This is a genomic window from Bacillus sp. FSL L8-0199, assembly GCF_038005705.1.
In the GTDB taxonomy this organism is placed as follows: domain Bacteria; phylum Bacillota; class Bacilli; order Bacillales; family Bacillaceae_G; genus Bacillus_A; species Bacillus_A cereus.
This window is the reverse complement of record NZ_JBBOTS010000001.1, coordinates 1146695-1161234: the sequence shown is the minus strand read 5'-3', so window position 1 is coordinate 1161234 and position 14540 is coordinate 1146695. Positions and strand designations below refer to the sequence as shown.

Sequence of the window (14540 nt, the reverse complement as noted above, 5' to 3'; positions counted from 1 at the left end):
AGGACCAACTTTGGTCCTCTTTAATCTTTCCGAAACAATCCGAACACCCCAACTGTTTGCAGTATATTTGTAAATGCACCTGGGTCCACTTGTTTAATAATCCTCTCTAATTCGTATAACTCGTAACGGGTAATAACCATCATTAACATTTCTTTATTTTCATTCGTATAAGCACCTGTTGCTGGTATCGTTGTAATCCCTCTTACTAATCGCGAGTGAATCGCCTTTCTTACGTCTGCCCCATTCTTCGTAACAATTAATGCTGTAATCTTTACATGACGAGTATGAATTGCATCAATAATTCTCGTTGATACATATAAAGTCACTAGCGTATACAACGCTTTTTCCCATCCATATACATAGCCAGCAGCAATAATGATAATTGCATTAAAAAAGAAAAAGTATGTACCGACAGGCTTATCTTTTATTTTTGATAAAATCATGGCGATAATATCTAATCCACCTGTAGAAGCACCCCACTTTAAAGCAATCCCTACTCCAATTGCCGAAATAATCCCGCCAAAAATCGCATTTAATATGATATCATTCGAAACCGCTCTAACAGGGATGATCTCTAGAAACAAAGTCATAAATATAACACAAAGAAAACTGAAAAAGGTGAAGGCCTTTCCAACCTTTTTCCACGCTAAAATAACGACAGGAATATTAAATAAGCTAAACAATACTCCCGTAGATATGTGAATCGATAAAAAATCACCTAATATTTGTGATAATAATTGAGACAATCCAGCAAAGCCGCTCGCATACACTTTTGCTGGCGTTAAAAATAAATTCATCCCAATCGCGTTTAATAAACCTGCGATGATTACAACGATTAACTTCTTTATAAGTTCAGTATAATTCAACTTCAAATCCATTTCGAATCCACCTTTACCCTTCATAAATGCACCGCTATACATAGTCTTTACGAAAAAGGAAATGATAAACGTACAACGTTTAGAAATGGAGTTGATACATATGCCACATACGAGTGATAACGACAAAAAAGCACGCGATAATAACGCAAAACGCACACAAAAAAATGAGCAAGAGCAAAAAAATATTCAGCAAGGTAAACGTGCATACTCTAAAAAGACCGATCACCTTTGATTCCATCGTACATCAACAATTATGTTGATGTACTTTTTTACATTTTAAAGGAAAAAACATTAAAAATTCACTTCATGTTCACTTCTATATTCTACAATAGCGATAACATATTCGGATGAGGTGTTGGCATGAGAGGGAAACATATTTTCATTATTACTGCACTAATAAGTATATTGATGCTATCTGCTTGCGAACAAAAAAATGGCTCAGCTACAGTCGCTACAGCAACAGACTCGACCATTACAAAGGATAACTTCGAAAAACAATTGAAAGATCGTTACGGAAAAGACATGCTATACGAAATGATGGCACAAGACGTCATCACAAAAAAATATAAAGTACCTGATGAAGAGGTAAATAAAGAAGTAGAAAAAGTAAAAAAACAATATGGAGATCAATTCAAAAAAGTATTAGAAAATAATGGTTTAAAAGATGAAGAGGATTTTAAAAATCAAATTAAGTTCAAACTTGCTATGAATGAAGCGATTAAGAAAAGCATTACAGAGAAAGACGTAAAAGACCACTATAAGCCAGAAATTAAAGCGAGTCACATTTTAGTAAGTGACGAAAATGAAGCGAAAGAAATAAAGAGTAAACTAGATGCTGGTGCTTCATTTGAAGAATTAGCAAAACAAGAATCACAAGATCTACTATCAAAAGATAAAGGCGGAGACCTTGGATACTTCAATTCAGGTACAATGGCTCCTGAATTCGAAACGGCTGCCTACAAACTAAATGTTGGACAAATTAGCAACCCCGTAAAATCATCAAACGGTTATCACGTTATTAAATTAACTGATAAAAAAGATTTAAAACCTTACGATGAAGTAAAAAACTCTATTCGCAAAAACTTAGAGGAAGAACGTACTGCTGATCCTGTATTCAGCAAAAAATTGTTACAAGAGGAATTAAAAAAGGCAAATATTAAAATAAATGATAGTGATTTGAAAGATACATTTACTCTTGTTTCTCCGCAAGGAAATTAAAAAAGCACAACCTTATTTTTTTAGATAAGGTTGTGCTTTTTAATCTTTTATCTTATTTCTTAAAGTAAGTCCAACCTTCTTCTTGGTAAACCTTTTCTTCTTTCATCAACTTACCAAGTGCACGCTTAAATGCAGCTTTACTCATGTTAAAGCGTTCTTTAATATCTTCTGGATGGCTCTTATCCCAAAACGGCATTGCTCCGCCTCGTTCTTTCATATATGCATAAATTACTGCAGCATCGTCTTCCATTCCTTCTTCTTTACGAGGAAGAAGTGAAATGTTAATTGTACCGTCATCTTTTACGTCAATAATACGGCCTGTTACACGCTGACCGATGCGGACTTGTTCTTTTCTTTCTGTATGGTGTAAGAAAGCACGGAAATGTTCATCTGTTAAAACGAATGAACCTACTTGAAGCGAACGATATACACGTCCATTTACGTTTTTATTACGCATAGATGGCGTTGCATCTACGATAATTTCTTGCATATCACTGTCTCTTGCCGGAAGAGCAATTAAACGATCACGATTCGTTAATTTTAACGTACAATATAATTCGTCGCCTACTTCTGGCCATACTGGCATATAAATCGGGAACTCATCAGCTGGAATTAGTATATCTTTTGACACACCAATATCAACAAACACACCTAAACTAGGAATAACTTCTACAACCTTTACCCAGTTCCAATCATAAGTTGTAATAATTGGTTCCTTCATTGTTGCTGAAATACGATTTTGGTGATCAAGGTATAAGAATACATCAATCGTATCGCCTTCTTCAATTTCTCCAGCTACTTCGTTTTTATGTAGGAAAATTTCTTCTTCTTCATTCCCAACCATATATCCGATTTCCGTTTCGCGTAAAACAGTTACCTGTTCAATCGATCCTATTTGCAAATACATATTTTTTAATTCCCTTCTATATATATAAAATTATCTTTTTTATCATTCCAAACAAAAGTTAATTATAACATGATTTTTCCTATATTTGTCCAACTGCCCAAAATTCACTATAATAAAATGAGGTTACATGAATATAAGTACGAAAACACTTAAGTCTAGACTCGTTTTCAGATATACTTTAGTATGTACAGTACATAACAAGATTAGAAATTTATTTGGAGGTGCTAACTATGGCAAAAGATAGTTCTTTTGACATCGTTTCGAAAGTAGAATTACCTGAAGTAACAAACGCAATTAACATCGCATTAAAAGAAATCCAAAACCGATATGACTTTAAAGGAAGTAAAAGTGATATTAAATTAGAAAAAGAAGTACTTGTTTTGACTTCTGATGACGAGTTTAAATTAGAGCAAGTAAAAGACGTTCTAATTTCTAAACTTGTAAAACGTAACGTTCCAATTAAGAACTTAGATTACGGAAAAGTTGAAGCTGCAACTGGCAACACTGTTCGCCAACGCGCAACACTTCAACAAGGTATCGATAAAGATAACGCGAAAAAAATTAACAACATCATTAAAGAAATGAAATTAAAAGTAAAAACACAAGTACAAGATGATCAAGTACGTGTTACAGCAAAAAGCCGTGATGACTTACAAGCAGTAATCGCAGCTGTTCGTAGCGCTGATTTACCAATCGACGTACAGTTCATTAACTACCGCTAAAAAGAAAACTCCTCTTAATTAGAGGAGTTTTCTTTTTTGTCTTGTAGAGACAATATTACGAGAACAAACTATAGAAAAAGGTATATGCGGTGAAAATCGCTAAGTGAACAGGGTCTAACCATACGCATACTTTACAAGTGACCGTATGATTAAACTAGGCCTTATTGTAGAATTTGTTTTATACATGTATTTAGCAGACCTTATTGAAAATAAGAAAAAGACACCTCAAGACGTTTCCCCCTTCGATTTGAATTACTTTTCTTAGTAACTACACCCTAGACCAAAGTCATCTTAAAAATCGCTGTAACTCATAATTCCTCCCCCGCCAAAACGTAACAATTTATGAGTATAAGAATATTTCCCAACCTTTAATGTAATGTAAAATTAATAAGGAACTTAAAAAATGTTAATTAAAAAAGAGTTAGAAGTGGTTATATGAAGAAATTAATACTCTGGTTTTTATTGGCCACATTCTCCCTAAATACTGTAGGATGTTCTAATAATGCGAATTCACTAACGGATAAGTCTAACTGTATCAACAAAGCTTGGTACAAAAAAACTATGTCATGTAATCATTTAAAAAAACATTAAATAGTTAATGATAAAGGTCTAAAGAAAAGACACCCCAAAGTGCCTTCCTCCGACTTGAACCAATAATATTCGGATGGATTTAAAAAGAAGCATACATCGTTAATAAAGATGCAGACTTCAAAATAAAAAGTACACTAAGTAAACTCTTATTCAAAAATTTATATTAAACACTAATATTTTAGAAGAAAGTTTATAAGTTTAGAACCTACAGGGATTTTCCCTGTAGGTTCTATTATATTTCAAGTAATCCCCAAATGAATTATGAGTGGCTTTTTTCATTTTGGTTTTCAAAATATTTTTCTTTAACCATTTTTATCAGATTTTCTTTTTCTGTTAGTTCAAATATAAATAATGCTTTTTTCATGTTATTTGCAATATCTTCTTCATTCTGTTGTTTAAATCTTAATAAATTCCATCCCTTTAAATAGTAAAGTTCACCTAATAAGTATAAAGTATTTAGATTAATAGCTAATTTGATTCCTTTATCAATGTATTTTACCACCTCTTCATATTGATAGGTCATACCTAAACATTTCGCTAAATTAAAAATGATTTTTAATTTAATCGCTTTATCTCTCGGAAAATCTAACTTATTAAAATTAGTTAAACACCTTCTTAATATAGTAATACTTTTATCATATTCTTTATTTTCCGCATAAAATATAGACATTGTCTGCATAATATCTATTTCTCTTTCTGATAAAAAATCAACATTGGTTAAAGTTAGTTTTAATGCATCATTTAAAAGCTTTAAAGCAGTTTTTATGGATCTGTTCGCCTCAAATATAGCAATTGCTTCATGCCATAGGAGAAATTGTTTATCTTCTTTTGCCTGGAAATTCTTTTCATCTTTCTCTTTTTTCACGATTTCATAAAGTTCATTATATTGTTTTTGCTTTAAGCAATCTTTTATTACGCATTTTACATTTTCTACATATTTTAGTTTTTTGTTTTGAGTTAATGCAAATATATTATTTGGGTCAATACCAAGTCTTTCTGATAATTGATATAACAATATACTAGATGGATAAATCACACCTTTTTCTATTTTGCTAATTTGACTTTGCGAACATATTCCATGACATAATTCGGATTGTGATATATTTTTTTTAATTCTAAGCTCTTTAATGGTAATACCCAAATCGTAAAACTCCATTTTTCCACCTACTATTTAGCACTATATTAGTATAAGAGTATTCTCTAACTTTTAATGTAATGTAAAATTAATATAGTTGCAATTATTGATTGTTTCAAAGATTCTTCCCCATCGGTGCTAACACAAAAAACAGGTTAGGAAGAAAATCCCCTTCCTAACCTAGCCCTCCTCTCACTAGGGACGTTTTCATTCTCACATCGTTTCTCTTAAGAAATTTCATATCAACAGAATAAACACTATTGCCCCGCCGAACAAACTTACAAATACAATAAGAAGACATGAACATAGAGAAAGCAACTTCTCATCTACGCTTCCTTTTAACTGCAATTAAAAACGCAATAAATAATACATTCACCCCAACGATTAAGGAGATAAATAACCAATTCACACCTGTTTCTCCTTTAACTTTATACACGTTTGATTCTTCACGCTTTAAAACGAGATAAAATTTCCCGTTTTCCTCTCTTATAATTTCATCCTGCAACAATCCTCTTAACTCTTGTTTTTCACCAATTGCACTTGCAGGTAAGGAGACTTTTTGTGTTTCTTTCGTATTATTAATTGCTACTAAAGTTACTTCATCTTTATATTTTCGTTTTAGTATACTCATCCCGCTCTTATCATACAGAAGCTCAAACGTACCGCGTCGTAAAGACGGTCTCGCCTGCCTAAGTTCACCTAGTTTTGCTATGTGTTGCATAAACTTTTCGTCTGACTTAAAATCCATTAATCGTCTATTATCGGGTACACTTCCTCCATCTAATGCAATTTCAGTTCCGTAATAAAAATTCGGAATTCCAGGTGATGTTAACAAATAAGTAAGCGCCAGTTTTAAACGTGATGGCGGATAATACATATGTTCTTTTGCAATACGCGCATATCTTTTTGTTTCTTGATTATCTAAGAACGTAACAAATTCTCCTTCTTTTTTACTCACATCGTATAACGATTTCACCGATACATCTGCTTTAGAAAACGACTCTACTATTTTTTCGTTGTATTCGCTATCCTCCTTTGTCATAATACGAAAATCTTTCTTTATCACTTGCATATCTTTTTGCGCGTTATCCCAAAAGGAACGCGGCTTTTTTTCACTATGTATAACATAACTTCCGTCTAAATCAACTTCTTTTATCCACCATTTCATTGCGTTAATTACCTGTTGTTCGTTTTCTCCAAGCGGAAATTGAAATACAACTTTCATCCCTTTTGCATGAACTTCTTTTACAAGTTCTTTCACATCATTGTCTGTCCCGAAATGTTCATTTACCTTTTTAAAATTTCGCACGTCTAATCCATCGTACTTTCCACTTTCAAAAAGTGGTGAAAGCATAACGGTAGTAAAACCCATTTCTTTTATGTAATCCAACCTTTTTATAATTCCTCTTATATCCCCTCCTTGATACCCTTCTAAATTACCAACTTCTAACTGTTTGTCATTTTTCGGTTCTCCATTATTGAAGCGATCAATCATAATGGAGTATATAACTTCATCTCGCCACTCTCTTTTTTCGTCTGCAAAAGTATGTATTGGTACAAACAAAACAATAGCTAAGCAAAAACAAATGAATAGTTTCCTAGTCCGTATTTTTCCCACACGCATCCCCCAAGTTTTTTAATTGTAAGAATATTATACCAATTATCCGAATGAAACGCATATGTCGATTTTAATCCTCACAAAATAATTCATGTTAGGTTTCATGACATCATTCATATAATTTTCTGAATTTTTAGTTGATTTTTAGTTTAATTTCGAATATGATATGAAACATAACAAATAGATGATATTTTTTCTAACATTACAGGAGGAGAGATCATGGATATGGGAGATACAGTTTTTATGTTTGTAACGACAGTAATGGTCATGTTGATGACACCAGGATTGGCACTTTTTTATGGAGGTATGGTTCGCAGCAAAAATGTACTCAGCACAACGATGCATAGTTATAGCGCAATGGCTATCGTTTCGATTCAATGGATTGTTATCGGCTATTCTTTATCATTCGGACCAGATTGGCACGGGCTTATCGGTACACTTGATTGGTTCGGTCTAAACGGAGTTACCTACGCACCAAATCCAGACTACTCCTCTACTATTCCTCACAATTTATTCATGATGTTTCAACTCATGTTCGCCATTTTAACTCCAGCTTTAATTTCAGGTGCATTTGCTGAAAGAATGCGATTTTCTGCCTTTCTTATTTTTATCCTTCTATGGACAACGATCGTTTACAATCCTGTCGCTCATTGGGTATGGGGCGTCGGCGGGTGGCTAAGGGAACTTGGTGCACTAGACTTCGCTGGCGGAAACGTCGTTCACATCACTTCTGGAGTTGCCGGTCTTGTATTAGCTATTTTCCTTGGAAAACGAAAAAACATAAATGGTTCTTCTCCTCACCATTTGCCATTTACAATGTTAGGAGCAGGTTTATTATGGTTTGGCTGGTTCGGTTTTAACGTCGGCAGCGCATTATCCTTAAACGACGTAGCGTTAACTGCATTTATTAATACAAATATAGCCGCCGCTGCCGCCGCTCTAACTTGGATGCTTTCTGAATGGTTCTTCCAATCAAAACCAACCGCAATGGGAGCTGCTTGCGGAGTTGTTTCTGGTCTAGTCGCTATTACACCAGCTTGCGGGTTCGTTACACCTTTCTCCGCCCTTCTTATCGGAGCAATTGGTGGCATATTATGCTTTGGCGCCGTTTTCTTCTTAAAAACAAAATTTGGGTATGACGATACACTTGATGCCTTTGGATGCCACGGCATCGGAGGAACTTGGGGCGGTATTGCAACAGGACTATTTGCAACTACTACCGTAAACGGGGATGGTGCGAACGGATTGTTTTACGGAAACGCCGCGTTACTGTTTAAACAACTTATAGCGATTGGCGCAACATATGCATTCACAATCATCATGACGTATGCCATTATTAAAGCGATCAACTTCTTCCTCCCTGTTCGAGTAGATGAACATGAAGAACACATGGGTCTTGATATTTCAATGCATGGTGAGAAGGCTTATGAACATGCAGAGCGAGCAAACTAAAAAAGAGATGCAATCTATCGATAGTAGATTGCATCTCTTTTTAATATACTGTCAGGAATATATCGACGTTCCGACACAGGATACCTATTTACCAACAAATTCCAACATAAAGAAGAAGAAAAATACCCCGGCATAAATTTACACACAAAAAAGACGACCGAAGCCCGGTCGTCTTTTCCTATTTATTTCGGAGCATTTCCTACATATTGCGTAATATCAACATTTAATGCCTGCGCTAAACGCATACCGTATTCTTGATCTGCACGGAAGAAGTTACAAACAGCTAATAATTTTGTGCGTTCATTTACGTCTTTTAGATCATTTGTTAAGTTTGCAATTAAGTTATCTTGCTCTTCTTTAGAGAATGAACGGTAACGCTCACCTGCTTGTTTGAAGTCATTTGGTTTCTCAATTTTTTCACGAGATACATAGCCTTCTACTTTCATAGTTGAATCGCGGTAAGCTTTGTCTTCAACTGGATTCTCTGCATGACGACTCGGTTCGTAGTTGATTGTAGATGGGTTTTGATTCACTTGCATCGCACCATCACGTTGTTGATTCTGAACAGCTGCGTATGGGCAGTTTACAGGAATTTGTAAGTAATTTGCACCAAGACGATAACGCTGTGTATCTGGGTAAGAGAATAAACGACCTTGTAATAATTTATCTTCCGATGGCTCAATACCATTTACAGTTGCACTTGGAGAGAACGCTACTTGCTCTACTTCTGCAAAGAAGTTTTTCGGATTACGATTTAACGTCATTGTCCCTACTTCCATTAATGGGAAGCGATCTTCTGGCCATACTTTCGTTGGATCTAGTGGATCAAAGTCTAAAGAGTCCATTTCATCTAATTGCATAACTTGTACGTGTAAATCCCATTTTGGGTAATTTCCTTTCTCGATTGCATCGAACAAGTCACGAGTTGCATGATTGAAGTCTTTCCCTTGTACTTCTTGCACTTCTTTCGCATTTAAGTTACGTACACCTTGCTGTGGTTTCCAGTGGTATTTAATATAAACAATTTTACCTTCTTCATTAATCCATTTAAATGAATGAACGCCGAAACCTTCCATTTCACGATAGCTTGCTGGTGTACCGTAATCAGAAAATACCCATGTCATCATATGTGTAGATTCTGGACTTAACGTCATGAAATCCCAATAACGATCTGGCGTTTGAATATTCGTATCAGGTGCTGGTTTTAAGGAATGTACCATATCAGGGAATTTAATTGCATCACGAATGAAGAAAACTGGTAAATGATTACCTACGATATCGTAGTTTCCTTCTTCTGTATAAAATTTAACAGCAAACCCACGTGGGTCACGTGCTGTTTCAGGAGAACCTTGACCATGAATAACCGTTGAAAAACGAACAAATACAGGCGTTTCAGTTCCTTCATTTTGTAAAAATGCTGCTTTCGTATATTGCTTCATACTATTTTTCGTTACGAATACACCGTGAGCACCTGCACCACGTGCATGCACAACACGCTCCGGAATACGTTCACGATCAAAGTGCGCAAGTTTTTCTACTAAATGATAGTCTTCTAATAATACTGGTCCACGACGACCAGCTGTACGAGAATTTTGGTTGTCTCCAACTGGAGCACCTTGGTTTGTTGTTAAGCGATTATTTGGATTCATCTAGGGGGATCCTCCTCTTTCTTTCGTAGTAATCATTATTTATTTAAAATTATTATAAATTAATTATTATTCAAAACTAAATCTTTGTCAACTATTTCCTTCACTTTTTTGGAAACAATTTCAGCCAAACAGTCGATAAATGCAGATTGTGCATTCGGCATATTTGGTCTGAAATATTTGGCATTTAATTCATCCGTTACAACTTTACATTCATAATCGTTGTCATATAAAACTTCTAAATGCTCCGCTACAAAACCAACTGGGCAATATACGAAAGATTCGTACCCATGCTCTTCATATAAATCTTTCGTTAAATCTTGCACATCTGGACCAATCCACGGATCTGGAGTATTCCCAGCACTTTGCCAACCGATTGTATAGTTTTGAATATTTGCAGCTTCTGCAATTAAATCTGCCGTATGCTTTAGTTGTTCTACATATGGGTCTCCTGTTGCAATAATTTTTTCTGGCAAACTATGCGCTGAAAAAATTACGACTGCTTTCTCTTTATTATCAATTTCTGTAAACGTCTCTTTTATTTGGTCTGCCCAATACGAAATAAATTTCGGTTCATCATACCATTGTTCAATTGGTTCAATAACAGGACCACCAATTTCTTGCGAAAGACGAATAGCACGGTCATTATACGCTTTAATGCTAAATGTAGAGTAATGTGGCGCTAATACGATACTAATCGCTTGCTCAATCCCATCACGCTTCATTTCTTCTACCGCATCTTCTATAAATGGTGCAATATGTTTTAAACCTAAGTAACAAGTAAATTCATACTCTGTAAATATGTTATTCATTGAATCTGTTAATTTATGCGCCTGTTCTTTCGTAATTTTTGCAAGCGGCGAAATTCCACCAATCGCTTTATAGCGCTCGATTAAATCTTGGAGTGCCTCTTTGGAAGGTTTACGACCGTGGCGAATATGTGTGTAGTACGCTTCTACATCATCTAATGATTCTGGCGTTCCATACGCCATTACGAGTAAACCTATTTTTTTCTTTGTCATCTATATAACACCTCAATTTTATAAATGAGAATCTTTTTCAAGAACGTTTGTTTCCAATTATAACAAACAATAATAAGTACGTAAAGATAATTATTCTAAATAAGTATTTTTTCTAATATGATTTTAAATTTCATTTGACAATTTCTTTAATAAAAAGCGACTTACATAAAAGTAAGTCGCTTTTCCCTTATTCCCTAATATTTACCCCATACTCTTTAAACCAAACGTGAATTTGTGCTAAATGAGCTAAAAGTTGAGGACCTGTCATTAATTGCCCGAACCAAGGTGATTGAAATGCACTGCCGCCAGACTGAATCAATCCGCTCAACTGCTCTTTATCAAATAGTTCGTGTAAAATTGAACCTTTATCTGTTAATAAATCTTGTAGCCATACTGTGACTGCTTTCGTATAGTGCGGATTATGCGTTTTCGGATAAGGACTCTTCTTTCTATATAAGATGTCATGTGGAAGCACATCTTCTAACGCTTTACGTAATAGACCTTTTTCGCGGTTTTTATACATTTTCATTTCCCAAGGAATATTCCACGCATATTCGACAAGACGATGATCCGCAAATGGAACACGTACTTCTAAGCTTGCCCCCATACTCATGCGGTCTTTTCTGTCTAATAATGTTGTCATAAACCATACCATATTTAAATAAAATAATTGGCGTCTTTTTGCTTCTAGCGGACTTTCTCCCTCTAAAATAGGAACTTCTTGAATCGACTCTTCATAGCGCCTTTGTACATATTGTTGTAAATTTAATTTATTTCTCCATTCTTTTTTTAGAAGTTGTTCACGCGCTTCTGTAGAGCGCATCCACGGAAATGCACTCGATTGTAGATCATCTTCTCTATAAAACCACGGATATCCACCAAATATTTCATCTGCACATTCTCCAGATAAGCCGACGACAAAATCTTGTTTAATTTCGCGGCAAAACCATAATAATGACGAATCGATATCTGCCATACCAGGCAAATCACGAACGAGTACCGCCTCCGTTAAATACTCTGCTAGTTTTTCATTCGAAATGACGCAACGATGATGGGTTGTTTGAAACGTCTCTGTCATCAAATTAATAAACGGAGCATCTGAATTTGGCTGAAACGCATTCGCTTTAAAGTATTTGTCATTATCTTCGTAATCAATTGAATACGTGTGTAATTGTCCTTTTCCTGATCTCTCGTATTCTTTCGCCGCAATAGCTGTAATAGCGCTCGAATCTACACCACCTGATAAAAAGGTACATAGTGGTACATCAGAAACAAGCTGTCTTGTAATGGCATCTTGTAGTAAAAAGCGCGTTTTCTCTACTGTTTCTTCAAAAGAGTCTTCATGTTTTTTACTTTCTACATTCCAATATCTCCATATACACAAACCGTTCTTTGAAAATGTCATCGCATGACCTGGACGTAATTCTTTTATACCAGCATAAATACCGTGGCCAGGCGTTCTTGACGGTCCGAGTCCGAATATTTCTGATAACCCTTCTAATGTTACTTCCGCCTTCACATCTGGATGCGACAATATCGCTTTTAACTCCGAACCAAATAGTAAGCGTCCGCTATCATATTTATAAAAAAGTGGCTTTACACCTAATCGATCTCTCGCAATAAATACTTGTTCTTTCTGTTCGTCCCATACTGCAAACGCATATATACCGTTTAAATGATCGACACATTCTTCTTTCCATTCAATATAAGAAGCTAATAATACTTCTGTATCAGAATGACCTTTGAACGTATACCCTCTTCTTAATAATTCCTTTCGAATGTCTTCTGTGTTATAAAGTTCACCGTTATAGCAAATGGCGTAATTCGTTTCATCTTTTAAACAAGTCATCGGCTGTTTACCGCCCTCAGGGTCTACAACGATTAACCGTTTATGCCCAAATGCGACATTTCCTTTAATCCAAACTTTATTATCATCCGGCCCCCGCTTCGCTAACGTCTCAGCCATCTTCGTAACGACATCTCTTTCTCCTTCTAATGAGCGTTTATAATCCACCCATCCTGTAATCCCGCACATATAAATCATCCTTCCATCTTATTTCTTTTCTTGAACGTGCAGTAATCCCCACCCTAAGAGTGCGGATCAAAAAATGAAAAACTTGACGATAACCTACTATCCACATATGGAATAGCATTCTCACTCAGTAAAACGTGTTTTATTGTATGCCCACCTATGTCTAGATGTGTCTAGTTATAAAGAACGCACGAACTGTCTATAACAGGAATAACTACTTTTCATAAAGGAGAAATCGTATATGATACAACGTAAACATATTTTATATAACCAGCCCCGTGCTCATACAGTCGGTAATGTAGAATATATAAACAATGAATGGGTATTCTTTGATGATGAAAATGATGAAGCGTTTCTATTAGAAGATATTGCCGAAGATGGGTTTGAAATTTTGTATAATAACAATTGGTTACCAGCCCGTTTCTATGAACAAGATGTATTACAAATCGCCAACGAGCAACACCATTTGCAAAATGGTGAAATGGTACGTATTCGAAAAAAGTTACTTCTTAGCTATAATGAATGGCTCGAGGAATTACCTGACTCTGTCTTCACATTATTAACTGAATCATTGCAATCACTTCACTACTCTTTATATGATTGCATGTATTGTCATAATTATTTATCTTTCTTACCGAAAGAGGAGTCACGCGAAGGAGTAAATATTCTTTTGTTTGATAACGAAGAAATGATCTGTACACTGCAACACCATTTCGTCCGTCACACTACGTCAAATAAAAATATGTTCCGTTTTACGAAAGTAAATGGAGAAGAGTTGCATATCGATGCGACATAAAAAATAAAAACCACCTTATCTCCCAAGTCTTTGAGATTATAAGGTGGTTTTATTTTTATTTGAATACGTACCAGCCAAGTGGCAATTTCAGTCCTAAGTATAATACTGCTACTAGCGCAACAATAAATAAGCCCCAAACCGCCCCTGTTGGTTTGTTTTTGCTCATTTTTACAAGAACCATTTCCATTCCGCCGATAACTAAAATACCAGCTAACATTTTCAGGCCGTACCACATGTGCATGCTACCTGTTGCTGTCTTCACAATACTCATGTACAACATGAAGCCTGTCACAATAATGATGATATACATTAGGCGAAGCCCCATATGTACACCTTTACCTTTTCTTCCTGCTGAATAAAGTGAATACGCAACGAAGAATAAAATTAAACCTAACGCCCATGCTGTAATATGCATATGTACCATCGTATCCCTTACCTCCTCTTTTCACACTTTTTCACTCTATATGATAACATGTTCATTTATTTTCAGGAAATGTTTCGCTTTTTTACATTTAAATGATAT

13 protein-coding genes are annotated in these 14540 nt (G+C 35.2%); 5 read left to right on the top strand and 8 right to left on the bottom strand.

Annotated elements, in window-relative coordinates; all coding sequences use genetic code 11:
- Nucleotides 1-20 precede the first annotated feature (20 nt).
- The gene (locus tag NST86_RS06050) at nt 21-878 is read right to left on the bottom strand and encodes a YitT family protein (protein ID WP_000364431.1); all 858 of its coding nucleotides are present in this window, start codon (nt 876-878) and stop codon (nt 21-23) included.
- 100 nt (nt 879-978) lie between these two features.
- Here NST86_RS06050 and NST86_RS06045 point away from each other — a divergent pair, with 100 nt between their 5' ends.
- Nucleotides 979-1110 (top strand): DUF3941 domain-containing protein, encoded by a 132-nt coding sequence (locus tag NST86_RS06045; protein WP_001120851.1) that lies wholly within the window; start codon nt 979-981, stop codon nt 1108-1110.
- A gap of 128 nt (nt 1111-1238) precedes the next feature.
- Nucleotides 1239-2096, top strand: coding sequence for a peptidylprolyl isomerase PrsA (gene prsA / locus NST86_RS06040; RefSeq protein WP_001214202.1), 858 nt, complete (start codon nt 1239-1241; stop codon nt 2094-2096).
- A gap of 52 nt (nt 2097-2148) precedes the next feature.
- Here the strand turns inward: prsA and NST86_RS06035 are convergent, their stop codons facing one another.
- Nucleotides 2149-3003, bottom strand: coding sequence for a CvfB family protein (locus NST86_RS06035; RefSeq protein WP_227593267.1), 855 nt, complete (start codon nt 3001-3003; stop codon nt 2149-2151).
- A 230-nt stretch (nt 3004-3233) separates the two neighbouring features.
- Between NST86_RS06035 and NST86_RS06030 the strand changes: the two genes are divergently transcribed.
- A complete protein-coding gene (locus tag NST86_RS06030; RefSeq protein WP_001040149.1) occupies nt 3234-3725 on the top strand; it encodes a YajQ family cyclic di-GMP-binding protein in 492 nt (163 codons plus the stop codon).
- 850 nt (nt 3726-4575) lie between these two features.
- On the opposite strand, the gene NST86_RS06025 is transcribed toward NST86_RS06030, so the two are convergent.
- Nucleotides 4576-5472, bottom strand: coding sequence for a helix-turn-helix domain-containing protein (locus NST86_RS06025; protein WP_227593268.1), 897 nt, complete (start codon nt 5470-5472; stop codon nt 4576-4578).
- 301 nt (nt 5473-5773) lie between these two features.
- Nucleotides 5774-7075 carry an alpha-amylase family glycosyl hydrolase gene (locus NST86_RS06020; protein ID WP_227593269.1) on the bottom strand — a complete coding sequence of 434 codons (1302 nt, stop codon included), beginning with the start codon at nt 7073-7075 and terminating at the stop codon, nt 5774-5776.
- A gap of 213 nt (nt 7076-7288) precedes the next feature.
- On the opposite strand from NST86_RS06020, the gene NST86_RS06015 reads away from it, so the two are divergent.
- A complete protein-coding gene (locus NST86_RS06015; protein ID WP_000367131.1) occupies nt 7289-8521 on the top strand; it encodes an ammonium transporter in 1233 nt (410 codons plus the stop codon).
- Between the two features lie 182 nt (nt 8522-8703).
- On the opposite strand, the gene katB is transcribed toward NST86_RS06015, so the two are convergent.
- The 3 genes from katB to asnB form a co-directional block, all read right to left on the bottom strand.
- Nucleotides 8704-10170, bottom strand: a complete 1467-nt coding sequence (gene katB, locus NST86_RS06010; protein WP_001069181.1) for a catalase KatB — start codon at nt 10168-10170, stop codon at nt 8704-8706.
- Nucleotides 10171-10229: 59 nt separating this feature from the next.
- Nucleotides 10230-11189, bottom strand: coding sequence for a ferrochelatase (gene hemH / locus NST86_RS06005; RefSeq protein WP_016117412.1), 960 nt, complete (start codon nt 11187-11189; stop codon nt 10230-10232).
- Nucleotides 11190-11376: 187 nt separating this feature from the next.
- A complete protein-coding gene (asnB, locus tag NST86_RS06000) occupies nt 11377-13224 on the bottom strand; it encodes an asparagine synthase (glutamine-hydrolyzing) (protein WP_000334002.1) in 1848 nt (615 codons plus the stop codon).
- 238 nt (nt 13225-13462) lie between these two features.
- On the opposite strand from asnB, the gene NST86_RS05995 reads away from it, so the two are divergent.
- Nucleotides 13463-14017 (top strand): DUF2777 domain-containing protein, encoded by a 555-nt coding sequence (locus tag NST86_RS05995; RefSeq protein WP_000616050.1) that lies wholly within the window; start codon nt 13463-13465, stop codon nt 14015-14017.
- 55 nt (nt 14018-14072) lie between these two features.
- Here NST86_RS05995 and NST86_RS05990 read toward each other — a convergent pair whose 3' ends face one another.
- The gene (locus NST86_RS05990) at nt 14073-14441 is read right to left on the bottom strand and encodes a YisL family protein (RefSeq protein WP_000233495.1); all 369 of its coding nucleotides are present in this window, start codon (nt 14439-14441) and stop codon (nt 14073-14075) included.
- Nucleotides 14442-14540 lie beyond the last annotated feature (99 nt).

Coding starts and splice junctions, on each gene's coding strand:
- NST86_RS06050 (WP_000364431.1), bottom strand. CDS start 878: ATGGATTTGAAGTTGAATTATACTGAACTTATAAAGAAGTTAATCGTT.
- NST86_RS06045 (WP_001120851.1), top strand. CDS start 979: ATGCCACATACGAGTGATAACGACAAAAAAGCACGCGATAATAACGCA.
- prsA (WP_001214202.1), top strand. CDS start 1,239: ATGAGAGGGAAACATATTTTCATTATTACTGCACTAATAAGTATATTG.
- NST86_RS06035 (WP_227593267.1), bottom strand. CDS start 3,003: ATGTATTTGCAAATAGGATCGATTGAACAGGTAACTGTTTTACGCGAA.
- NST86_RS06030 (WP_001040149.1), top strand. CDS start 3,234: ATGGCAAAAGATAGTTCTTTTGACATCGTTTCGAAAGTAGAATTACCT.
- NST86_RS06025 (WP_227593268.1), bottom strand. CDS start 5,472: ATGGAGTTTTACGATTTGGGTATTACCATTAAAGAGCTTAGAATTAAA.
- NST86_RS06020 (WP_227593269.1), bottom strand. CDS start 7,075: ATGCGTGTGGGAAAAATACGGACTAGGAAACTATTCATTTGTTTTTGC.
- NST86_RS06015 (WP_000367131.1), top strand. CDS start 7,289: ATGGATATGGGAGATACAGTTTTTATGTTTGTAACGACAGTAATGGTC.
- katB (WP_001069181.1), bottom strand. CDS start 10,170: ATGAATCCAAATAATCGCTTAACAACAAACCAAGGTGCTCCAGTTGGA.
- hemH (WP_016117412.1), bottom strand. CDS start 11,189: ATGACAAAGAAAAAAATAGGTTTACTCGTAATGGCGTATGGAACGCCA.
- asnB (WP_000334002.1), bottom strand. CDS start 13,224: ATGTGCGGGATTACAGGATGGGTGGATTATAAACGCTCATTAGAAGGA.
- NST86_RS05995 (WP_000616050.1), top strand. CDS start 13,463: ATGATACAACGTAAACATATTTTATATAACCAGCCCCGTGCTCATACA.
- NST86_RS05990 (WP_000233495.1), bottom strand. CDS start 14,441: ATGGTACATATGCATATTACAGCATGGGCGTTAGGTTTAATTTTATTC.